At 56.1% G+C, this 22,036-nt stretch carries 18 protein-coding genes; 11 read left to right on the forward strand and 7 right to left on the reverse strand.

Annotated elements, in window-relative coordinates:
* The first annotated feature begins 10 nt into the window (after positions 1–10).
* Entirely contained in the window at positions 11–1,168 is a 1,158-nt protein-coding gene (locus HMPREF3149_RS02385) for an alpha/beta hydrolase (RefSeq protein ID WP_042529684.1), read from the forward strand.
* A gap of 37 nt (positions 1,169–1,205) precedes the next feature.
* On the opposite strand, the gene HMPREF3149_RS02390 is transcribed toward HMPREF3149_RS02385, so the two are convergent.
* Both HMPREF3149_RS02390 and mmuM read right to left on the reverse strand, forming a co-directional pair.
* A complete protein-coding gene (locus tag HMPREF3149_RS02390) occupies positions 1,206–1,589 on the reverse strand; it encodes a hypothetical protein (protein ID WP_070536344.1) in 384 nt (127 codons plus the stop codon).
* A 45-nt stretch (positions 1,590–1,634) separates the two neighbouring features.
* Positions 1,635–2,519, reverse strand: a complete 885-nt coding sequence (mmuM, locus tag HMPREF3149_RS02395) for a homocysteine S-methyltransferase (RefSeq protein WP_070536308.1) — start codon at positions 2,517–2,519, stop codon at positions 1,635–1,637.
* A gap of 288 nt (positions 2,520–2,807) precedes the next feature.
* Here mmuM and HMPREF3149_RS02400 point away from each other — a divergent pair, with 288 nt between their 5' ends.
* The 4 genes from HMPREF3149_RS02400 to HMPREF3149_RS02415 all read left to right on the forward strand — a co-directional run bounded on the left by HMPREF3149_RS02400 (position 2,808) and on the right by HMPREF3149_RS02415 (position 6,931).
* Complete coding sequence (locus tag HMPREF3149_RS02400; RefSeq protein WP_070536309.1) at positions 2,808–4,004, forward strand: quaternary amine ABC transporter ATP-binding protein; 1,197 nt, start codon at positions 2,808–2,810, stop codon at positions 4,002–4,004.
* Between the two features lie 3 nt (positions 4,005–4,007).
* The gene (locus HMPREF3149_RS02405; RefSeq protein ID WP_070536311.1) at positions 4,008–4,880 is read left to right on the forward strand and encodes an ABC transporter permease; all 873 of its coding nucleotides are present in this window, start codon (positions 4,008–4,010) and stop codon (positions 4,878–4,880) included.
* Between the two features lie 57 nt (positions 4,881–4,937).
* On the forward strand, positions 4,938–5,843 hold the full coding sequence (locus tag HMPREF3149_RS02410) for a glycine betaine ABC transporter substrate-binding protein (RefSeq protein ID WP_070536313.1): 906 nt from the start codon (positions 4,938–4,940) through the stop codon (positions 5,841–5,843).
* Positions 5,844–6,358: 515 nt separating this feature from the next.
* Complete coding sequence (locus tag HMPREF3149_RS02415; RefSeq protein ID WP_070536314.1) at positions 6,359–6,931, forward strand: CAP domain-containing protein; 573 nt, start codon at positions 6,359–6,361, stop codon at positions 6,929–6,931.
* A gap of 82 nt (positions 6,932–7,013) precedes the next feature.
* Here HMPREF3149_RS02415 and HMPREF3149_RS02420 read toward each other — a convergent pair whose 3' ends face one another.
* The 4 genes from HMPREF3149_RS02420 to HMPREF3149_RS02440 form a co-directional block, all read right to left on the reverse strand.
* Positions 7,014–11,039, reverse strand: coding sequence for a SpaA isopeptide-forming pilin-related protein (locus HMPREF3149_RS02420; RefSeq protein WP_141741433.1), 4,026 nt, complete (start codon positions 11,037–11,039; stop codon positions 7,014–7,016).
* A gap of 53 nt (positions 11,040–11,092) precedes the next feature.
* The gene (locus HMPREF3149_RS02430; RefSeq protein WP_083280747.1) at positions 11,093–12,619 is read right to left on the reverse strand and encodes a SpaH/EbpB family LPXTG-anchored major pilin; all 1,527 of its coding nucleotides are present in this window, start codon (positions 12,617–12,619) and stop codon (positions 11,093–11,095) included.
* Positions 12,612–13,517 (reverse strand): class C sortase, encoded by a 906-nt coding sequence (locus tag HMPREF3149_RS02435; RefSeq protein ID WP_070536321.1) that lies wholly within the window; start codon positions 13,515–13,517, stop codon positions 12,612–12,614. Before HMPREF3149_RS02435 ends, HMPREF3149_RS02430 begins: the two co-directional genes overlap by 8 nt.
* 76 nt (positions 13,518–13,593) lie before the next feature.
* Positions 13,594–15,234 (reverse strand): SpaH/EbpB family LPXTG-anchored major pilin, encoded by a 1,641-nt coding sequence (locus HMPREF3149_RS02440; RefSeq protein WP_070536323.1) that lies wholly within the window; start codon positions 15,232–15,234, stop codon positions 13,594–13,596.
* 678 nt (positions 15,235–15,912) lie between these two features.
* Here HMPREF3149_RS02440 and HMPREF3149_RS02445 point away from each other — a divergent pair.
* Positions 15,913–16,653 (forward strand): GntR family transcriptional regulator, encoded by a 741-nt coding sequence (locus tag HMPREF3149_RS02445; protein ID WP_168162170.1) that lies wholly within the window; start codon positions 15,913–15,915, stop codon positions 16,651–16,653.
* Here the strand turns inward: HMPREF3149_RS02445 and HMPREF3149_RS02450 are convergent.
* Positions 16,639–17,304, reverse strand: a complete 666-nt coding sequence (locus tag HMPREF3149_RS02450; RefSeq protein WP_070536325.1) for an HAD family hydrolase — start codon at positions 17,302–17,304, stop codon at positions 16,639–16,641. The two genes, HMPREF3149_RS02445 and HMPREF3149_RS02450, sit on opposite strands and share 15 nt — an antisense overlap.
* A gap of 207 nt (positions 17,305–17,511) precedes the next feature.
* Here HMPREF3149_RS02450 and HMPREF3149_RS02455 point away from each other — a divergent pair, with 207 nt between their 5' ends.
* Genes HMPREF3149_RS02455 through HMPREF3149_RS12890 form a run of 5 tightly spaced genes read left to right on the forward strand, consistent with a single transcriptional unit; the run spans position 17,512 to position 22,014 of the window.
* Entirely contained in the window at positions 17,512–18,651 is a 1,140-nt protein-coding gene (locus HMPREF3149_RS02455; RefSeq protein WP_070536327.1) for an ABC transporter substrate-binding protein, read from the forward strand.
* Positions 18,651–19,568: an ABC transporter permease gene (locus HMPREF3149_RS02460; protein ID WP_070536329.1), complete on the forward strand. Its 918-nt coding sequence runs from the start codon at positions 18,651–18,653 to the stop codon at positions 19,566–19,568. Before HMPREF3149_RS02455 ends, HMPREF3149_RS02460 begins: the two co-directional genes overlap by 1 nt.
* The gene (locus tag HMPREF3149_RS02465) at positions 19,553–20,395 is read left to right on the forward strand and encodes an ABC transporter permease (protein WP_083280750.1); all 843 of its coding nucleotides are present in this window, start codon (positions 19,553–19,555) and stop codon (positions 20,393–20,395) included. The genes HMPREF3149_RS02460 and HMPREF3149_RS02465 overlap by 16 nt, the downstream gene beginning before the upstream one ends.
* A 1-nt stretch (position 20,396) precedes the next feature.
* Positions 20,397–21,500, forward strand: coding sequence for an ABC transporter ATP-binding protein (locus HMPREF3149_RS02470; RefSeq protein WP_070536331.1), 1,104 nt, complete (start codon positions 20,397–20,399; stop codon positions 21,498–21,500).
* The gene (locus tag HMPREF3149_RS12890; RefSeq protein ID WP_168162171.1) at positions 21,493–22,014 is read left to right on the forward strand and encodes an alkaline phosphatase family protein; all 522 of its coding nucleotides are present in this window, start codon (positions 21,493–21,495) and stop codon (positions 22,012–22,014) included. Before HMPREF3149_RS02470 ends, HMPREF3149_RS12890 begins: the two co-directional genes overlap by 8 nt.
* The last annotated feature ends 22 nt before the right edge of the window (positions 22,015–22,036 follow it).

Consider the following 22,036-nt stretch of genomic DNA (forward strand, 5'->3'; position numbering starts at 1 on the left):
TTGTAAGATAGTGAATTTTTCTCGTACCGCACTCGCCAGCCTTCTTTCAGTGGGGCTAGTCTTCTCTACTGCCCACACCCAGCCTGCACACGCACAAGCAGTAGATACGCTGAGCAGCGATGTCGCCAACTTTGATCAGTACGCTACTGTTCTCGATCCCATCGCTACGGGCCCGCTGGCGCCCTTGCTCTTCAGCGAGAATATCTTTGCCGCCTGGGGACACGTGCTTCAGCAACTCGGAGCCCCGGTTGTGAAACCGGAGGCCACACACCCACCGGCGGACGCACCCCCGGCACAACTGCGCGAGTTGAAACACATTCAGGACAATGTGTGGAAGCTCAAGGTCTATTCACCAGCGATGGATCGCATCATTACCAATGACATTATCCTTCCACCGGGAGGAATAGAGAATACCCAGCCCCGCCCGACCTATTATCTGCTGGGCGGTGCAGGCGGCGGCGATGATGCACTGTGGTGGGACGGCGGCGGAGCCTCCGAGTTCTTCCGGGACAAGCACGTGAATGTCGTGTCACCGCGCGGTGCCTATGGTTCGATGATGTCCGATTGGGCACAGCCTCACGACACACACGGAAAATACAAGTGGGCTACCTACCTGACCAAGGAGCTCCCGCAGCTTATCGACGCCGAATTTCACGGCAATGGCCGCGACGGCATCGCGGGCGTGAGCAACTCTGGCGGCCCAGCCCTAGAACTCGCCACCTTTGATCCGCGTTTTAAGGTGGCTGGCTCCATCTCAGGCTGCCCCTCGACCACCGGTGTCCTCGCGCAGGCATTCGCATGGGCAAGTGCAGCGTTCTACGGCACTGACCCAGCCCGCTCCTTTGGCCCGCCGTGGGATCCAGCGTGGGCACAGCATTCGCCGATTCTCAACCTCGATCAACAGCGGGGACGGAAAACATTTGTCATTGTCTCACGCGGTGGTCCAGCAGACTTTGACGTTGACATGGAGGACTCGCCCCTACCAGCACTGGGCCTCAATGAACGATTGGATTATTGGTGCAGTTCTTTTTACGCCAAGACAGCAACCAAAGCTGGCGTTGACCTTGACTATTATGAACTCCCCGCAGGGCGGCACACGTGGGCACTGTTTCGCCGCGAGCTAGCCATCAGCTGGGCCACGGTGGGCCCAGCCCTCGGGGTGGAGTAGCCAGGTCAGCTACGTGTGTAGCTGACTCACCGCGAACTTAACGCACCGGCATTGAAGGAAGGCTCGCGCGCTGCACCTCACTGCGGGAATTCGAGTCGAAGGTGGCGCACACAGCGGCAGCAACGAAGCGCACACCGCCGGCCGGCGAGGAGGAGCCCACGCGCTCCGCGCAGTTCTGCAGCGCTGGCATGCCGATGTTCTGCCCCGGCGTCGTCATGGAGAAAAAGGATGCTGCGGTGAACGATCCACCGTCGGCGCGAAGACCTTCAGAAGATCCTTTAATGGACTGCCACGCGATGGCTCCCACCGGATCGGTGCGGAACTGGTCGCGCTCAGTTTGGGTAAGTTCAGCATGTGCGGCAGGTGCGGACAGCGATAGCGCTAACGCAACAGTGCAGGCAGTAAGGAGAGATTTCTTCACGTGTGCCACTGTACTGCACATTCGCCCGCTTCATCCGAATGATTGTTACAGCGCGTCTGCGCAGCGTCCTTCCTTCGCCGGTTTCTTAAAATCGTACGCGAGCTGGCTAAGAAGGTCAGGCCCTACCCGGCAACAGCCGCCCAGAAGAGTGACACCTGCTTCGCGCAGAGCCGGCACAGTCTCGATAAGTCCGGGCTCACCAGAGGCGGCGCGGCGCCACTGTCGGGCAGCATGATCCCAAGTCTCCCCACTATTGGGATAGGCCAGCAGGGGTTTGTCGGTCCCCTTACGCAAAGCCTCCACAACGCGGAGAGCTTCTGGGGCACTCACGCAGTTCACACCCAGAGCGCCCAGGCGGGGGAAAGCGCTGACCAGCTCCAGCACCTGTTCAAGCTTCGCCGGCGACTCAGCGATAGCGCCGGTAATACTCAGCGCGAATGGTTTTGGTTGATCCGAAAGAAGTTCAAGCAGAGCCGCAGCCTCATCGACATTGGGGATGGTTTCTGCCAAGAGAAAGTCAGCATCCGTATCCGCGAGCACCGCCACGCGGCGGGCATGCCACCGATGCAGTTCAGAGCGGCTGAGGTCATAGGCACCGTCATAGTCGGTGCCCTCCCCGGGGCCAGCACCATACGGTCCGATCGATGCTGCCACGAGGTGTTTACCAGCGGCAGCGCGAGCTAGGGAGACACTGCGGCGCAAGAGGCTTTCAGCTTCCTCGCCAAGAGCATCAAACGTCACCTGATAGGACGCAGTCGTGGCCACCTGAGCACCGGCAGCAAAGAAATCAGCATGCGCGGCCTGAATTTCCTCTGGCACTTCGCGGAGAATCCGCGCTGACCATAAGGGCCCAGATATGTCGTGGCCGCGGGTTTCTAGGTGGGTGCCGAGGCCGCCGTCGAGAAGCAGCGGAGCGTCAAAGAGAGCCATGGCGCATGAGCCTATCAGCCACCCACGTCTAGGGGGCTGACACCGCTTAGGCAGCACCACAAGGCAGTTGTTACAGCTTCGTTATCTAGGACCGTGCAGTGCTAGACCCCATCACCTCGCCACCGACCGTATGCCCAGCACGAAGGCATGGGGAGCGCTCCCCGTGCAGGCATACAGCCTGCACATCTATAACGGTGGGATCTGTCAACAAGCTCTTTTTACGGTTGAAACCGCCTGAAGGCCATGACACGGTTAAAAGGTTCAAAGTTTCCGCAGCAAGGAGGGCAGATGGCAGCGATTACTGCCAAGAATCTGTACAAGGTCTTCGGCAAAAATGCCGAGAAAGGTGTCGAGGCCCTCAAGAGCGGGTCGACGCGCGAGGACCTTCGTGAACAAGGCCTCACAGCCGCGGTGATTGATGCCAGCTTCGAGGTTCAGCCGGGCGAAATCTTCGTCGTCATGGGACTTTCTGGCTCCGGAAAGTCAACGCTCATCCGCATGCTCAACGGCCTGTGGGACGCCACCTCGGGCGAAATTTACATCGGCGACCAGAACTTGGCTGGAATGTCGGAGAGCGAGCTGCGCGCGGTGCGCCGCGACCGAATCTCCATGGTCTTCCAGTCCTTTGCACTGCTGCCCCACCGCACCGTGGGCGAGAATGCGGCGTATGGGTTGGAAATTAAGGGCGTCGCCAAGCACGAGCGTGAAGCCAAGGCCGAGGAAGCCTTGGCCATGGTCGGACTCGAGGGCTGGGGTAATTCCATGCCGGATGAGCTCTCCGGCGGTATGCAGCAGCGCGTTGGCCTAGCCCGTGCGCTCGCCGCGGATACTGACATCCTCCTCATGGATGAGGCCTTCTCCGCGCTGGACCCGCTCATCCGCAAGGACATGCAGGACCAGCTCATTGACTTGCAGGCATCCCTCAACAAGACCATTGTCTTCATCACCCACGATCTCAACGAGGCCATGCGCATTGGTGACCACATCGCCATGATGCGTGATGGACGTGTGGAACAGGTCGGCACGGCAGAAGAGATCCTGCAGAACCCGACTAACAATTACGTGGCCAACTTCGTCAAAGACGTCGACCGCTCCCGCGTGCTCAACGCCGAGAATATTGTGGAACGCCCACAGAACACTCTTGGTGTTAATCAAGGCCCTCTCACCGCACAGAAGTTGCTGCGTGAATCCCAGAACTCCTGGCTCGTGGTTCTCAATGCCGACCGAACCCCGGCCGGCGTGGTCTGGGAAGAGGACATTGCGAAGGCCGTGCGCACCGAAAGCAGCGAACTGCCGCTCGATTCCACGACCACCCATATTGTCCACGAAAACCAGAACATTGCTGAACTTTTCGGCTTCGCCGCGGACACCACAACACCACTGCTTGTCGTGGATGGCAAGGGCAAGTTCACCGGTGTCATCCCACGCGTGACTTTGTTGGCCGCCGCATCGAGTGACACCGCCACCACAGGAGAGGAGAACTAAGCCATGGACCAAACCGCATTGCCCCGCATCCCCGTCGGCGAGTGGGCCTCAGATGGCATCGACTGGCTCACCGATAACGCCGCCGTGCTTTTCGACGCCTTCTCCGCCATCATGAGCTTCCTCATCGACGGCTTCTCCGAGATTCTCCTGTCGATCCCCGGCATCATCATGCTGGTTATTCTGGTGCTGCTGGGCTGGCTCTTCCGCTCGCCGAAGTTCGCCATCGGCTCCGCCCTTGGCTTCCTCCTTGTGATGTGCATGCGCCAGTGGGACACCATGCTGGAGACCATGTCGCTGGTCCTCATCGCCACGCTGTCTGCCACCATCCTGGCAGTGCCCCTGGGCATCTGGGCAGCGAAGTCCAACACCGCCAGCGCGATCATTCGCCCGATTATGGACTTCATGCAGACCATGCCGGCCTTTGTGTACCTCATCCCCGCGGTGACCTTCTTCTCCATCGGTGTAGTGCCCGGCATCTTCTCCACCATTATCTTCGCGCTTCCTCCTGGGGTGCGCATGACTGAGTTGGGAATCCGTCAGGTTGATAGCGAGACCGTAGAAGCTGGTAAATCCTACGGCGCCACCAACTGGCAGATCCTTAAGGGAATCCAGCTGCCATTGGCCGTTCCGACCATCATGGCCGGCATCAACCAGGTCATCATGTTGTCTCTGTCCATGGCAGTTATTGCCGGCATGGTCGGCGCGGATGGCCTGGGCAAGGAAGTGGTTTCCGCCATTTCCACGTTGGACATCGCCCAGGGCGTCGAGGCTGGTCTAGCCGTGGTCATCCTGGCGGTCTTTCTGGACCGCCTCACCGCAGCACTGGGCTCACTGAAGAGCTACCCGTCCTCGATTCTGAACTTGGTGCGCAAGTAAGAGCTGCACACCAGATAACTTCATACCTCTCACTGCTCAACTCCGAAAGGACTTTGCATGTTCTCCCGTAAGATTCTGGCCACCGTCTCCGCTGTTGCGCTGAGCGCGTCCCTCGTGGCCTGCTCCTCTGACTCCTCGGACTCTGCGTCTGATTCCGACTCCGGCAAGGACGGTGACAAGGGCACCATCACCATGGGCTACATCCCGTCCTGGACTGATGGCCTCTCCACCGCGTACCTCCTGCAGAACAAGCTGGAGGAAGCCGGCTACACCGTCGAGCACGAGCAGCTCAATGACGCCGCCGTGGTCTACACGGCGCTGGCTTCCGGCGACATCGACATCTACCCGTCCGCCTGGTCTGAGTTCACCCACAAGCAGTACATGGACAAGTACTCCGACAAGATTGAGGACTTGGGCGCCTACTACGAGAACGCCCGCCTAACCTGGGCAGTTCCGGAGTACATGGATGACGTCAACTCCATCGAGGACCTCAAGGGCCAGGGAGAACGCTTCGACGGCAAGATCGTCGGTATCGAGCCCGGCGCCGGTCTAACCAAGGCTTCTCAGGAGACCATTGACGGTTATGAACTGGATGGCTATACCCTGTCCACCTCCTCCACCCCGGCAATGCTCTCTGAGCTGAAGTCCGCGACCGACGCTGAGAAGGACATCGTTGTCACCCTGTGGCGTCCGTTCTGGGCCAACGCTAAGTTCCCGGTGAAGGATCTGGAGGACCCGAAGGGCACCTTGGGTGACACTGAGGGCCTTCACTGGCTGGCCCGCGAAGGCTTTGAGGAAGACAACCCGGAGGTCGCTGAGTGGCTCAAGGGCCTCAAGCTGGACGATGAACAGTACGGCACCCTCGAGGACCTCGTGGTCAACGAGTACGGCGAAGGCAAGGAGCCGGAGGCCGTCCAGGAGTGGCTAGACAACAACCCGGATGTGGTTGGGGACATCAAGTAAGACACCCCTCACCTATTGACCTAACTGAGCCCCGCACTGCGTTCTCTTGGCGCACTGCGGGGCTTCGTTGATCCCTATCTGGCCCCAATTTCGGCGCCGTGCTTGCCGACGCCCTCCCTACCCCACAACCCCCTTCACATAAGTGCAAATTATCCTTTCCCAGGAACAATCCATGATTTTCTATAGAAGTACCCAAGGTTTTGGCAATAGTTGACCTGTCACCAACGAAAACCCCAGGATGCAGACATTCAATCCTGAGTGCCCACCCCCGCCAATCACCCCCGGCCCCATTACTTTCTGAGCCAAACTATGCAAATTCAGGCAAAAAGCGCCCAAAAGCCAACAGAAGCTTAGAACCAGGATGCAAAGCGGTGCAAACCTAGGGATAAAGCTTAAAACTGCTGGTCAGCTAGCCTTAAGCGGGCGACAGGAGCTTTAATTCTAAGTGAAAGGAACCGCGAACCACGCGGGGAACCACACCGCCACATAGGCCCGAAATAGAAAGAGGAACCACGATGTTCCGTCTCCAGTTTGGACGCACCGCCACGAAGATTGTCGCCCCAGTTGCCGCCGCCGCAGCACTCTTCGCAGGCTCCGTCAATGCCCCTGCTCAAGCTGGTAGCTCCTTCGGCGCCTTCAACCCGGCTTCCTTTGGCTTCACCACCCCGACCACCGCGACCACCCCGGCCGCTGCCGGCCCAGTTGTGTCAGCTCCGAACGCCTCTGCCAGCGTCCAGGGTCTCATTAATCAAACTAATGCACACCGCAAGGCTAACGGTCTCGCCCCGCTGCGCGTTGACCCGAGCCTGACCAACCTGGCACAGGATTGGGCCAACACCCTGAGCCGCGAAGGCCGTATCCGCCACCGCCCGAACTACTGGACCCACTACCCCGCTGGCCTGCCGGCTGGTGGCGAGAACGTCCTCCAGGCATGGACCGACTACTCCGATGCCCGCCTTGTTCAGCTGTGGATGGACTCCCCGGGTCACCGCAAGAACCTGCTCGACCCGCGCGCTAAGTCCATCGGTATCGGCGTAGCCACCAGCCCGGACGGCAAGCTTTACGCCGTGCAGAACTTCGGCCGTTAAACGCCTCGCACAGTAAAGGGCCTAGCTTCCCCACATCACGTGGATAGCTAGGCCCTTTAGCGTTACTGCGGTTCAGTCACACTTAGGCTCGACGCCGCAGAGTAGCTCCCGCTGCCACAATCAGCGCCGCAATACCGAGACCCAATGTCCAGAACACTCCACGGTCACCCGATGCCGGCAGGTCACCCTGGCGCATATCCGCCACCGCGAAGTACACCGAGTTCTCATCCTGTTTATCACCGTGAGTCAGGACTTGTACCTGCGGATGACGGTGCGCATCCTCAATCTTAAGGCCGAGCTCGCCATCCTCGGCGCGCTGCACTGTGAACGCAACAGCCTCTGCAAGGAGCTCAAATCCAGCTGGAGCCTTGGTTTCCACGAGCGTGTAACGTTCGCCCACCTTCAGTGCCTGCTCCTTCGACTTCTTGATCTCGAAGGTCGTGGAGGAATCTCCGTGCTCTTCAACATGGTCAAGCTTGACCTCGGTGCCGTCCTTGTCGTAGATGGAGAAGGAATATTCGGTCCCGATGGGGAGATACTCATTCTTCTCGTTCATCTTGGCCACACCGACAGTGACACCCGGTTCCTCCTCAGGCTCATCATCAACGAACGGTGCACAGGCATCGTCGCTCGGACCTTCGGTTTCATTCGGCAGACCCAGAGTTGCCATGTTGTACAGGCCATCACCGGCCTGGCACACGTCACCAGTGGTTGCGGGTTTGTCCTCGTCCACTTTGTCGAAGTAGGCACGCACATGGAGGGTATGCGTCTGTCCCGGCCAGATTTCTAAGAACTCATGCGGCATCTGTGGGCCATAAGACTTCTGACGCGTCTCTTTGTTCTTGAAGACTACGGACAATACTTCCCCACCGGAAGTACGCACAACGGTGTTGAAATCCCCTGCCTTCTTGCCCTCGACGTCAATCAGGTCCACATCTGTCACCTTGAGGTCCGCACCGAAATCCGGCTCATCGGTCACCGTGTACCAGTATTTGTAATCAGACTCCTTGTCTGGCGCAGTGACGGCGATGGTGTAGTCGATGTACTTGGTCATCACGCCATTGCGTTCAACCTCACCCCACGCCTGTTCCTTTGAGAAAGGAACGACCGTCTTCTTCACCTCGAGCTTTCCACCAAACTTGTCCTCTTCGAAGTCGGCACAGTCGAATGCGGAAGCACCATCCTTACCGCCAGGCAAGGCAATCGTTGCCACGTTGTACAAACTGTCCCCCGGCTCGCACTCGCCAACGGTGGTCGCCACATTGTTCGCCGTGGGATCAAAGTACGCACGAAGCGTAATCATGTGAGCGGGATTCGGTGCACCCCAAATTTCCAGGAAATCATTCTTGCCATACTGCGGGAACGAAGACACCTCGCGGGCTTCTTTCTGGGCAATGACGAAGCTAACAGCTTCACCAGTGCTTCCTGCGCGCGTGATCTTGAAATCATTCTTGCGCTTGCCCTTAACCTCCCGAATCTGAAGGTCAGTGACCTTGATGTTAGGACCGAAGTCCGGGGTCTCACGAATCTTGTAGAGGGACTTAGCACCTGGCGCGGTTTCGACCTTCAAGGTGTAGTCAATGTAGTACTTGCCAGAGCTGTCCTTGGCCCATGCCTGCTTCGTCGAAGCCTCGACTACTTCCTTTGTGATCGTAACGTTGTCCTCTGGCTCGGGATCCTTGCCCTTCTGGTTGTACGTTGCACATGCATCATCAGAAGGCTTCTCGTCGGAGCCATACACATTCAGTAACGCCTCGTTGTACAGACCGTGGCCGGCAGAACACTTCTGGTCCGTTATGGACAAGTCCTCTGGCACATCGAAGTACGCACGGACGTCAATCGAGTGAGTTTGGTTCTCCCCAATCTCGAGGTAGTCCGAGTACTCGTTTGTCCTTGCATCCTTCTGAGAGATTGTAAACTTCGGCTGGCCGTCAGAGGTCCTAGACTCTGTCACCGCAAACTCTGACGAGGACTTTCCAGTCACGTCCATAATCTTCAGGTCACTAACCTTTAATCCAGCACCGAAATCGGGAGTGTCCTCTACCTTGTAGAAGTACTTGCCCTTCTCCTCCGGAGCCTTAACGTCGATCGTGTAGTCAATGTATTTCTTGCCGGTCTCATTGTCCTCATGCCAGGTCTTTTCACCATCAACTGTTGTGACAGACTTTTCAACCGTTAGTTTGCCGGGTTCTGTAGACGGCGTTGGCTCAGTGGGAGGTGTTTGCGGCCCCAGCTCGAAAATCGGCACGAACTCGCCAGCAAGGTACGAGTTAACGCAAGCCAGGTTCTGGAGATTATCCGCATTCTTGTCATTAAGCCCGCCGGAACCATAGCCTAGGAACACTCGGGTCCAGTTCGGCGTTGGGATACCGACATTGTATTTGGAATATCCGCCGGTTCTTGCGATCTTCGGAATATCCAGCTTGTTGTCCCGAAGAACACCAGCGTCTACCATCTGCTGGTAATCGTAAAAATTGATATTGAAGTCGCCCTTGCCGCCGCGGGAGCCGATTTCCACGACGACATCCTCATTAGGTGAGAAGTAGGCGACTCGCCAGTAATGACCATCCTTAAAGCGCTGGAATTCCCAGGTATCGATGTTCACCTGGCCTTCGATGTACAGCTTGAAACCCGGGCGACCCGATTGGCGGTAGTTCTCATTCCAGTCAATGTCACCGTTTCGCGGCGTTGTGAAAGTGCCGCCGTACCATACGGCATCTGGGTCGCCGCCGCCCAGCACAAACTCTTCACCGCGGTACACCGGAGCAATACCCGAGGTGGACGTGCTCCATGCATACTGAACGTGGTCACGGGAGTAGAAGTATCCCTGCTCATTCTCGCGGTAGACAACGTTATCTTGACCTCGTTCCCTTCCCGTGTCGTTATATCCTAGAGGAATGGGACCGCGGATCGGTCGATCACCCGGATTTGTAGGATAATGTCCCGTTGACCAGTTGCGGTGACGCATTGGATACGTGAAACGCGAGCCCTCACAACGCCAATCGCCGCTATCCATGTGGGAAGAATCTTTCTGGATCTCCCATCGCTCTGGGCTCTGCTCGTATTCCGTTCCAAAATCGAGGCCAACGTCGTTGAGCGGACCGTAGTAGCGCGTGTTGTTCGTCGTAGCGCCCGGGTAGCGGTCGACGAAGTCCACAGCACTTGAGATTTCTGGGATGCTAGGTGCAATCGTCGCTGGGCCCTCCGATACCTTCGGAGCCGTCGACGTGGTAGCTCCTGCAGCAGATCGCGTTCCCACTCCCAAGGTTCGGACCTTGGTATCAAGGACGTCACCAAGAACGAATGCGGACTTTTGATCCTCGCCTGCCACCTTCCAGGCTGTCTGCTCTGCTTTCTCGTCGACAGTAGCGCCGGCTACTTCGTAGATGAAGCTGACTTCCCCATCAGCCGCGGTCGCAACCTCGTACAGGTCGAAGGAGAGGAGATCGTAATCCTTCTTCAGCTTCTCTGCGCTGGCGAAGGCCGTATCGATCTTTTCATTGTTTACCAGCGCAGGGTACGCAGTAACCTTTGCTCGATTGGTGTTCTCATGAGACAGGGTAATTGGCGGAACAGCTACGTCGCCGCCGGCCGTGCGTTCATTAGTCTTGAGCGTAACTTTGAACATTACGCTGCCCAACGAGGCAACCTTTACAGAGTCCTCTTGGACTGGGGAGATGTTCTTCTGTGGTGCGGCCGCCGAGGACGTAGCAGTGCTGGACGTAGCTGTACTGGACGTAGCTGTACTGGACGTAGCTGTGCTGGACGTAGCAGCACTGGACGAAGGAGCGGCTGACGAAGAAGAGGGCGCGGCCTTCGGGGTCACAGGTGCCGTAGTGGCCGCCGGGGAAGCCTTAGTTAGGTCGGATTGCTGAGGCTCAGCTGTGGGCTGTGCCGTTGCACTCGCAGTCTCCGGCTGAGCTTCATCCACGGGAGCAACGTCAAGCACAGTAGAGTCCTCGGAAAGCTCACGCATGGAAGCAGACTCGACTGGAGAGCCAGTCGCAACGTCGGCTTCTTGCGCGGACGCGAACGGAGTGACACCAAAGGACAAAGCACCAACGGCCGCAACCGAGGCGAGTTTGAGGAAGTTACCTGTACGCCGCACCGGGGTTACACCTTTCGAAATTTTATGGTTAGTGAAAAGCTGAGGTCGAATCATTACTGCTCACCCTCACATGTGGATCGGGTAGCCAGGTAGCCTCCAGCAATCAGAAGGAGAATGCCGGCACCGGCCATACGAAGGACATTCGCACCGGTCATTGCCAGGTAAGAGTCGCTCGGAGTTTCCGATACAACGGTGTCCTCCGGTGGAGTACCCGCAAGGACGACCGGCTCACGCGGATCGAACTCTTCTGGGTGACCCGGGATACCGGGGCCAGGAACCGGAACTGGGACCAGCGGCACTGGGATAATCAGCGGAATGCCGAAACGGTTCGTCGTTGTAGAGGTCTCGGTCTCACGCGATCCCCTGTCCGGAGTGCCCTCATCCGGAGTCAAGTCCGGGGTGTCGGCCGGAGTCTCTTGCGGAGTGTTGTCGGGAGTCTTTCCCGGAAATTCCTCAGGGGTCTTCCCCGGAGTGGGAGTGTCATTCGGCGTGGGCTCCGGCGTTCCAGTTCCCGGGGTCGGGGTGGTTCCAGGAGTCTCGCCGCACTCGCCAACGTGAACAGTTACCTCGTTGGTCGGAATACCTGGAGTGGTCTCTAGGTCAAACTCAGGGAAGCCCTGTGGAAGGATGTAGCCCTTGTTAAGAACCTTGCCATCCTTCGGCTGCGCATTAACCTTCACCATAAAGCGCCAGGTGACAAGAACCTCTGGGTTGCTCTGGCGCATCGTCGCAGCCTTAGCCAAGCCTGATTCAGTCAGCGAAAAGCGAACGATGGAACCGTCCATGTGGGTGGTGAAGTCGGCGTCGTCAAGCTGCGTAGTGACGTCACCAGCCGCAACATCGGTAAGGAAAGCCTCGTCCGCACCAGCGTATTCAAGTTCCGGCGCGAGCGGGTCAACGATCTCATAGCGTGCGATGGTGCCCTCACGTGTCGGAGCAGGAAGGGTTCCACTTATGCCGAACTGAACATCCTCTCCAACATCCAGGCACTTCTTCGCCGCTGCCTTAGAACCAACAAGCTTCTGATCCTTGGCGTTGACGCTCACATCGTAATTCCATGAGGTTCCGTCATCGCTCGTGGACGGAACAGCAACAAGGAAAGGAGCGATCGTGGTGAAGCCCTGCTCTTGTGCCGGGCCGGGCAGCTCGGTGACATAGTACAGGCCAAGATCGAGATCCGTGAAGGAAGCACTGCCAGATGCATCCGTTGTAGCTTCGATGCCGTCATCAAGGCGGTGGTGCTCGGAACCCGCCGGAACCACATCACCAATGTTGAGATCAGTAGCCTGCTGCCAGCCCTCATTGGTGGTGAGATCAATACCGCCGACCTTGTGGGCCTTAAAGACCAATCCTTCAATGGGTTTGACCGGCTCGGGCTGCCCTGCGCGCTGTGGGTTGCCGTACTGGGAGAAAGGATCACCGGCGGACTTGACCACGGTCAGTGAGCCACGCGCGCTCGGGTTGATAAGGGCAACGTCACCTACAGCCCGGGCCGTGGGCAACGCGACGCACATCATTCCAGCCAGAAGAACAATCGCGAGTACACACAGATGCCATGCGTTGTATCGAATATTAGGCATCCGCTAGGCCCCTTTTTCTCCTCCTCTTTCGTGCGCTCATCCACACCAGGAAAATGATGAGGATAACCACGGCGACAATGCTCAGTGCTGCCGTCATCCACCACTGCCACGGGCTATAGGTTTGTGAAAAGACCTCGTTGTCGTCCTCATCCAAGGGCACGCGCTGTGCCGTGATGAGGAGGCGGTGGGAGTTGACGCCATACGGAGTACACGTAATGAGGGTGATCTGATCCTTACCTGCCACGGGTTCCAGCGTTGAGGTCTTGTCCGGAAGGACGACATCAATGTTGGATACCTCGTACTTCATCTTCTGGCCGGCAACGTCCATATAGACGGCGTCACCAGTGACAAGTTCTTTGAGGTTGTCCCACATCGTGGCGCCCGGAAGCCCCGTGTGGCCGGTGAGAATCGAGTGGGTTCCTTCACCGCCGACCGGAAGCGAGGATCCATACAGGTGGCCGATTCCCCTAGTCAGTGTGTCCTCACGAGTTCCGTGATAAATCGGTAGATCGGAACTGATGCTTGGGATGACGATACGTCCCATCGCGTCAGTGATATTTAATTGCTTGAGGTAAGTGTCGTAATCAGGGTTGTCCTTGGTGACACGTGCGAGCCACGGGTCCAAGATGGGCATGCCCTGATGTTCATCGTTCCACGCATGCGCATCAGCGATTGCTTTTTCGCGTTCCTCCTGCGTGGCTTCACCAGTGATCTGGTTGGTGTAGACCTGCGCTTGACCTGTCTGGCTGTGGTTCTTCAGCAGCGTTCCCACCACCGGGTAGAGCAACAGCACAATTCCGGCAAGCGCCAAAAGGAGAGGTATGAGCTTAATCAGCTGCCGATTCTTCCGAGGCTCGTGCTGAGTACGCACTGCACCCGATTGTTCGGTCACTGTCATAAGATTCTCTCCCTCTCCTTAGCTAAGACGCTGAGTCTCCCTACAAACTCAGCGCCCTACTGCGTCTTTACTGCGCCTATGCTTGGCGACGACGCAGCACGTAGGTTGCACCACCAGAAAGCACGAGCAGGATCACACCGCCGGCCAGCAGGTAGAGAACACCCTGGCCACCGGTGAGTGGCAGGTTGAAGCCACCGTTGTGCGGGGCGTTGGTGATGTCAAGGGACGTGAGCTCAACCTTGTCGTTGGCAGCCTCGATCTGGAAGAAGACCGGCTCAGCCAGGAGCTCGTGGTCCTTGCCAGTCTGGGTCTCCACAAGGCAGTAGCCGAGGTAAGCGCGCGGGTCGCCATCCTGGTCCTTGTTGTCCAGCGGCCATGCCTGGTTGTTGACCCAGTTGTTAGCGCGCAGACCCTTGATGGTGGCGACACCGCTAGCATCGGTCTGAGCAGCATCCTTGATCAGAGCCTCAGCGGAGAGATCCTCTTTGCTGTTGCACTGGTAGACGTCAAACACAACGTTCTCTAGGGCCTTGCCCTCATCGCCGACCTTCTTGATCTGGACGTCACCGTAGTAGGACTTCGGCCACTCGTCCGGATCACCCGGCTCTTCGGGAGTGTCACCGGGGGTGCCCGGCTCCTCCGGCTCGCCCGGATCCTCGCCTGGGGTGCCATTATTGGTCTGCTTCACGCCAAGCTTGTTGACGATAGGAGCGGTCGTATCAACGTCCTCAGCTGGCTCGATAACGGTGAAGTCGAGGTTGACAACAACCTTGCGGTCGTCATCCGCGTCGAAAGCGTTGACCTTCTCAATGCCCTTTGCGTTGAGAAGAATATCGGTCTGTCCGGAAACGCTGTTGTTCACGGCGTAGTCGGCGAAGTCCAGAGTCTCAGTAGTCGCAACGCCGTTCTTGTTACCGGTGATGGTGACGGACTTAACCGGCTCGATTGCGTCCGGCTCGAGGCGATCTGCTGGGTAGAAGTCGCGGATCTTGAAACGGGTCAGGTTCTCAAACTTCTGGACCGGGGAGGTTGCCTCGTAAGAAACGGTGTCGCCGACCTTCGGCGCCTTTTCGTCGTTGACCTTCTTGGACGGCTTGTTCGGCTCGTCAACCTTCTTGTTCTTCGGGTAGACGTGGACATCATAGTTCCACTCGTTCAGGCTGTCCGGGTTGGTCATCGGCACGGTCACCAGGAACGGCTTGGTGGAAATCTCGTGGCCGGTCGGGGCAGCGGTCTCCTCGACGTAGTACACACCGACCTCGAGGTTCTCGAATGCCAGGACACCGTTGGCGTCCGTCTCACCGGTTGTGACCGAGGTTGCAGCAGTGCCGAGCTCGGCGATCTTCTCGTCGTTGGTGTTGACCTTGGACAGGTCCTCCCAGCCCTTGTTGGTGGTCAGGTCAAAACCCTGAACGCGCTTGATCTCAAACTTTGCGCCTTCCAGTGCAGCTCCCAGACCTTCGGTGTTCTCGCGCTTCAGGCCGTTGCCTTTCTCGCCCGGCTCATTGTTGGAGAACTTGTGGATGGTCAGCGTGGACTTCTTGTTTTTGTCGATGGTGCCCGGTGTATCCGGGGTATCCGGGGTATCCGGGGTGGTGGTTTCCGAGGTACCGCCGCCCTTGGATGTGTCCTCAGCAACGGCAGCGCCGACGCCCGGACCAGAGATCACGAGGCCCGTTGCAACTGCTGCGACGAGCGCCTTCTTGAACTTGTTCACATTTCCTCTTTCCGTCAGTCCCTGGTCAGTCTTATCGCGCCGGTAAGTGTGTGGAGTCGGTAGCGACGATAAGTAAGGGACACTAACTTGCTAGTGCAGGCTCCCAGGGCCTGATAGCTCCCTGAGATAGTGCTGAACGTACCGAGGGGTCTATACACAGTCAATCGCTATATTCCAAGGTTCAACACAGCTTGACGGGTACATTTACAGAGTGCTCACGGAATTTTCAGACAAAATACGGCGCTAGCTGCACTTTTCATTCACTACCGTCCAAGAAGTAGAGACAAAATTCTTTGCACAACCTTTTAGCCCGTATATTTATTCATTCGATCGGGTGGACCGATCGGGGGTAATTTTCCCCATTTTCCCAGGTCAGATCGTTTTTCATAAACGATTTCTATGACCCCACAGTATGTATAATTTTCGAAATATTGGATGCTATGTCAACCAAGGGGCAGATTTTCGGGGGTTTTATTGCAACCCCACAGCTCAACCCTGCAATTTATCTAAACTTTTATTAATTGCTTCGCTGAACTTGTTTCGGCCCTGACACGGCATGCGCGTCCAGCGCATAAGCCAAAGTGATGGATGGTGGGCAGCAGTCCGCGAATTACATTTACAAGAGCCGGGCCCCTACTCACTCAGTTGCAGATTAAGCCAGCCGGTAAAGTGGCCCCTGTGTACAGCCTTGACCGCCAGACGCATCTCTATCTCCATATTGCCGATGAACTGCGCTCCCGGATTACTAACGGCGAATTGCGGCCAGGAAACTCGCTTCCATCGGAACGCACACTGTCGGAACAATTTGAAGCATCGCGAATTACGGTTCGACGGGCCCTCGATATTCTCGGAGCAGAGGAACTCATCGAACGCCGACGAGGCCGAGGCGGCGGGACCTTCATCAAATCCACGCCTCCAACTGTTCAGATAAACAGGATGGAGGGCTTTCTTCCGCAACTTAGGGATCGGGGCCGGACTGTTGAATCTCAGGTTTTGGCAACTGACTTGGTCTCTGCACACAACGAAATTGCCGATGAATTACGGCTTGAACCACGGTCGCAAGTCTTTCGAATCGTAAGACTACGCAAGGTCAGCGGAGTACCGATGCTCATTGAAGACTCCTACTTTCCCATTAACATCGCACCAGATTTGCTGGACCAAGACCTCACCGGATCGCTCTACGAGCTCCTAGCTAAGCGCTATAACGTAAGGCCTGCGCACAAAAGAGAAACCATTACTCCTGAAATTCCCACTTCGTGGGAAAAGAAGAAGCTTCAATTGCGTCCCAATCAACCGATTCTTAGGGTAAAAAGGACCACCTTCGAACGAAACGACACTGCCATCGAATTTTCACGTGACGTCCTACGATGCGACCTAGCGCAAGTTGAAATTGTTACAGCCCCTTCACAAGGCACGTAAGGCTGCTTGAGCCGCCTCTTCCATCGACACAAATGAGTACTCCGCTGAGCATTTGACCTTTTCACTCGGGCCTACCGCAATTGTCCTCATGCCCGCAGCACGAGCTGCTTTTATACCGGCCCCAGAATCCTCGAAGACTAACACATCACTTGGCACCACCCCCAGCGTTCCAGCCCCCTTCAAAAATCCTTCGGGAGATGGCTTACCTCTGCTGACATCTTCGACAGTCACGGCATAGGGAAGGAGGCTATCGAGACCATTTTCCTTCAAAACAGGTTCGAGGAGCTTTCTGAAGGTACCGGTAACCACTCCGACCTTCTTGCCTTGGCTCTGCAGTTCATTTACAAGCTTTACCGTATAGCTCCCAATTAAGTCTGCCCCACGACTTAAGATTAAGTACGCTTCGGTTAGCTCGTCGAGCAGATCCTCAACGCTATGAGATGAGCGGCGAACCGCCAACAAGTTTTGTGAAATATCCAGGTCGCTAAGACCAAGTAGGGCTTCGTATTCGCCTTCCGTCAATGGTTCAAGATTCAAACTCTTCAGAGCAATGCTATAGGACTCTTCCAAAACCTTCTCGTCATTGCTCATAGTTCCGTTGAAATCAAAAATTACCGCTGAGGCAGTTCGTATCTGCTGTTCAAAGGACATATTGCTTCCTGCCATTCGTGGGACTTACTAATTGAAAATTCATCATAAGCAAGTCTTTTAAAGGACAGGAACACTAGCTTAAAGGTATTAAATTATCTTCTACCAGAGTTAACCTTGACGGAACCTAAGGGAAATAATGAGGTGTCAAAATTTCCACTGTCCAGAAAATAGCCCTCCTCCTCAATTTGGATTCGAAAGGATTCTCTGATGTCCAACGCATTGTCCCGCCGCACTATTCTTCAAGCACTTGGCTTCGGCGCTGGTCTTGCTGTAACAGGCACCACCCTTGCTGCTTGCGGTAGTGATGGCTCCACTTCCTCTGCTAACCGCAAAGTCGGCGAAAACATCGACGAAATCATCAAACTTGCCAAGGAAGAAGGTGAGGTTCGACTCATCGCGTATCCCGAGACATGGGCAAACTACAAGGGACATTTCCAAAAGTTTGAAGAAAAGTACGGGGTGAAGATCAAGGTTGATTCACCGGATGCGTCCTCGGCTGAAGAGCTTGAGGCCGTGAAGAACCTTCGGGGCCAAGAAACGCAGCCTGATGTTTTGGACATTGGCTACTCGTTCACTACTCCGGCGATTAACCAGAAGCTCATCGAGCCATACAAGCCGTCGAACTGGGATGCCGTCCCGGAGAATCTTAAGGATAAAGACGGCATGTGGGTAGGTGCCTACTACGGTGTTCTGGCCGTGGGCGTAAACAAGGCCGATGTCGATATCCCGACTACATTCCAGGATCTCAAGGATCCTCAGTACAAGGGCAAGATCGCTCTTCCTGGTGATCCGCGTCAAGGTGCGTCCGCCATCGCCACTGTCTTTGCTGCGGCGCTTGCCAATGGTGGTTCTTTGGACGACATCCAGCCTGGTATCGACTTCTTCGCCGATCTTGCAGACATGGGACACCTTGTCCCAATCCCTGATCCGTCATCTGGCATGACCACTGGAGAAGCTTCGGTTGTCTTCGACTGGAACTACAACTGGGTGGGCGTCCAGGATCAGCTGGTCAAAGATGGCGTCGACTTCGAGATGACAGTTCTCGAAGACGGTGTGTTTGGTAACTACTACGCTCAGCCGTGCACCATTGAGTCCCCGCACGCGAATGCTGCACGCCTGTGGATTGATTGGCTCACCTCCGATGAAGGGTCTGAACAGTATGCACTGGGTGGCGCCGTTCCTGCACGTTTCACCGAGCTTGCTGACGCAGGGAAGCTTTCCGATGAAGCACTCGATACCCTTCCGGATCCGAAGATCGTTGAGAAAGTGAAGCTTCCAAACTCTGACCAAGGCGACAAGGCAAATTCAGTTATTGCAACCCAGTGGGCTCAGAAGGTCAAGTACTAATGACCTTGAAGACCAAATCCTCGCAGGAACGAAGTCCGCAAATCAAGAAGACAAGGTACCAGAATCACAGGGGTAATCACTTCGCGCCGTTTCTGGGTGCGCTCCCCTATTTCGCTTTTGTCGCGGCCTTTCTGATTATTCCCATTATCGCTAACGTCGTCACAGCCTTCCAGGATGCAACCGGCCAACCTTCGATAGAAACAATGGCCGAGGCAATGGGGCAGGCTTACCGCGAAGCGTTTCTTCTGACGTTCAATCTTTCATTGCTAACAACTGTTATCGGCGGATTTTTTGGCGTCATCATCGCCTGGGCGTTGACAACTAAAAAGTCAGGACCCAAATGGCTATCCAACCTCGTAAACAGCTTCTCAGCTCTAGCGGCACAATCCGGCGGTGTCCAATTGGCATATGCGTTCATCGCTTTGCTGGGTACCCAGGGACTTCTTACTGGAGTTATCAAGAAGGTATACCCAAATTTCGGTGAGGTTTTCTCCATCACTGATTTCGCTGGAGTCTCGCTGGTCTACCTCTACTTCCAAGTCCCGCTCATGACTGTCCTCATGCTTCCCTCAATGAGCGCACTGAAGAAAGAGTGGTACGACGCAGCTTCATCTTTGGGGGCTACAAAAGGCCAGTACCTACGAGACGTGGCTCTACCGGTCCTATGGCCGCCCATTGTCGGTTCGCTACTCCTACTGTTTGCTAACGCCTTCGCGGCTTATGCCACCGCGTATGCGCTTGCTGGCGGTTCGCTCAACCTCATTCCGATTGCCATCGGATTCCTCATCAGCGGAAACGTCCTGCTCAACCCTGGTCTTGCGGCTGCCCTCGTGACGTGGATGATGATCATCATTCTTGTAGCAATGGGCCTGCGCCTTGTATTGACCCGAAGGAGTGACAAATGGCTCAGCAACTAGCTACCGTTCCATCATCCGCCACTACCGCCGCGTCCTCTAAGGCATCACAATCCAAAGAGGGGAAGACGAACTGGGTTGTCACCACGATTTTCGTAATTGCGCTCATTTTCTTCTTTGGTCCTTGGGTTGCTGCCGCGGTATTCGGTTTTACGCGTCCTGGTGACGGCTTCACATTTGAGCCACTGCTCTCGGCATTTGAGAACCCGCGCGCGATGTCGGCAGTCATCGACACCTTGTTGCTAGCACTCGCAACCACTCTGTTGATGCTGGTTCTTCTGGTACCTACCATCGTCTTTCTAAACCTCAAGTCACCAAAACTCGCACGCATTGCAGAGCTACTGTCAGTACTTCCGTTGGTTATTCCCGCCGTTGCATTGGTATCCGGAGTATCTGAATTCTACCGAGCGGTAGCCCCGTCATTCCTCGTGTCGAAGTGGTCGTTGGTTCCGCTTTACGTCATCGTGGCGCTTCCGCTGTGTTATCGAGCAATTGATGCCGGAGTTAAAGCTTTGGATCTTAAGACCATGTTTGCAGCATCCTCGTCGCTCGGCGCTACATCAACGCAGACCTTGCTTAACGTCGTACTGCCGAACCTTCGGGTTTCCATGCTTTCGGCTTCGCTTCTGTCCATCGCGATGACTTTGGGTGAGTTCGCAATCGCATCGCTACTCCTGCACTACACCTTCCCAGTCTTCATCGTTGAGGTTTCCAGAGGCAATCCGCGTGGTATTGCAGCCCTTTCCTTCATCACGATTCTCATCACCTGGGCATTGATGGCATCCATCTCCGCAATTGCAAAAATCGATTCCTCGCGAAAGGAAAAGTAGCGTGAATTCTTCTCACGTAGAACTCAAAAACATCACTAAGCGGTACGGTTCCAAAACCGTTCTCGACAACCTTAATCTGGAAATCGGCAAAGCTGAGCTCGTAGCTCTCCTTGGCCCTTCCGGTTGTGGTAAATCCACTACTCTGAAGATTCTCGCTGGCCTTGAGCATGCCAACGAAGGTTCTGTGTGTATTGATGGCGACGAGATTTCTTACTTGCCTACCCGTCGACGCAATATGGGCATTGTCTTCCAGGCTTACTCGCTGTTTCCGCACCTCGACGCACTTGACAATGTCGCCTACGGTCTCAAAATTAAAGGCAAAAACAAGACCAATCGCCGCAACCGTGCCGGCGAGCTTTTGGAGCTCGTTGGGCTGTCGGAGCATACGGCTAAGTTCCCGGGCCAAATGTCAGGCGGCCAGCAACAGCGTGTTGCGCTTGCCCGAGCGCTAGCGATTGAACCGCAGCTTTTGCTTCTCGACGAGCCCCTGTCAGCTCTCGATGCGAAAGTACGCACCCAATTGCGTGATGAAATTCGACGTATCCAGCTCTCAGAGGGCATCTCCACCCTCTTGGTCACTCACGACCAGGAAGAAGCTCTCGTGATGGCTGACCGCATTGGTGTCATGAATAACGGCGTCATTGAGCAGATCGGCTCGCCATCAGAGCTTTACCACCACCCTCGTTCGCCGTTTATTTCTCAATTCGTCGGCGTCGTCAATCGCATTTGTGGTGAGTACAACGCGGGCTCTGTCAATGTACTTGGCACCCGCGTCGATGTTGTCAATCCGGAGATAGATGCGCAAGACGGAGATATCTTGGCCTGCCTCATTCGTCCCGAAGACCTTCGCATCACTGCCGATCCCAAAGGCCAGTACCACGTCCTTAACAAGCAGCTCCGCGGCATTTTCACCTCGGTTATGCTTGCAGGCCCTGGCAGCGCCGTGATTCGTGTCGATATGTCCGACCGCGAAGCAAGCGAATTCCCCACTGGAAGCCAGGTGAGCTTGGAAACTCTGCGTCACGATGCCGTGGTCGATACTGCAACCACTGACGAAGTATCTGAGACACAGTCCTTCAAGAAACAAAGGAGCGCTAATGCGTAACCCGGGCAACACCGCAACACCCGAACCCGTAGATTCGCATCGCCGGATCCTACTTATTGGTTTGGATGGCGTTCGCTGGGATATCGCCGCCGAACCAGGAGTCGGCTCAACCCTTCAGAAACTCGCAGCGGAGGGAAGCTGGCATTCCATGCAGATGGAAGTCCCGACAATTTCCGCACCGGGCTGGGGAAGCATCCTCACCGGCTCCACCCATGCTCAACACGGGCTTCGGGATAACAGCTGCGTAGGCGGAAGGACATGGAACCGTCCTGATTTTCTTTCGCAAGCTTTCTACCAAGACCAGTCCACTCGGACCTTTGCCGCAGCAGGTTGGCCTGTCCTTGTAGACCCCAGTGGGCTTGGCCCCATTATTCATCCTCGAATCGAGCAACAATACGCCGGACTTCACCGTGTCATCGTCCGTGATGGCGAGACCTACGGCTACGAACGGATCGATGCCGAAATCACGGATTTCACCCTCGCCGCAATCCGTGGTGGGAGCTTCGATTGTTAGGACCACGGATTTAGTAACGCTG

It is taken from the genome of Corynebacterium sp. HMSC05E07, assembly GCF_001807225.1.
Taxonomy (GTDB): domain Bacteria; phylum Actinomycetota; class Actinomycetes; order Mycobacteriales; family Mycobacteriaceae; genus Corynebacterium; species Corynebacterium singulare.

What these genes read in the sequence shown, in the direction of transcription:
- HMPREF3149_RS02455 (WP_070536327.1), top strand. Translation starts at nt 17,512, where the DNA reads ATGTCCAACGCATTGTCCCGCCGCACTATTCTTCAAGCACTTGGCTTC.
- HMPREF3149_RS02405 (WP_070536311.1), top strand. Translation starts at nt 4,008, where the DNA reads ATGGACCAAACCGCATTGCCCCGCATCCCCGTCGGCGAGTGGGCCTCA.
- HMPREF3149_RS02460 (WP_070536329.1), top strand. Translation starts at nt 18,651, where the DNA reads ATGACCTTGAAGACCAAATCCTCGCAGGAACGAAGTCCGCAAATCAAG.
- mmuM (WP_070536308.1), bottom strand. Translation starts at nt 2,519, where the DNA reads ATGGCTCTCTTTGACGCTCCGCTGCTTCTCGACGGCGGCCTCGGCACC.
- HMPREF3149_RS02465 (WP_083280750.1), top strand. Translation starts at nt 19,553, where the DNA reads ATGGCTCAGCAACTAGCTACCGTTCCATCATCCGCCACTACCGCCGCG.
- HMPREF3149_RS02415 (WP_070536314.1), top strand. Translation starts at nt 6,359, where the DNA reads ATGTTCCGTCTCCAGTTTGGACGCACCGCCACGAAGATTGTCGCCCCA.
- HMPREF3149_RS02410 (WP_070536313.1), top strand. Translation starts at nt 4,938, where the DNA reads ATGTTCTCCCGTAAGATTCTGGCCACCGTCTCCGCTGTTGCGCTGAGC.
- HMPREF3149_RS12890 (WP_168162171.1), top strand. Translation starts at nt 21,493, where the DNA reads ATGCGTAACCCGGGCAACACCGCAACACCCGAACCCGTAGATTCGCAT.
- HMPREF3149_RS02430 (WP_083280747.1), bottom strand. Translation starts at nt 12,619, where the DNA reads ATGCCTAATATTCGATACAACGCATGGCATCTGTGTGTACTCGCGATT.
- HMPREF3149_RS02400 (WP_070536309.1), top strand. Translation starts at nt 2,808, where the DNA reads ATGGCAGCGATTACTGCCAAGAATCTGTACAAGGTCTTCGGCAAAAAT.
- HMPREF3149_RS02450 (WP_070536325.1), bottom strand. Translation starts at nt 17,304, where the DNA reads ATGTCCTTTGAACAGCAGATACGAACTGCCTCAGCGGTAATTTTTGAT.
- HMPREF3149_RS02435 (WP_070536321.1), bottom strand. Translation starts at nt 13,517, where the DNA reads ATGACAGTGACCGAACAATCGGGTGCAGTGCGTACTCAGCACGAGCCT.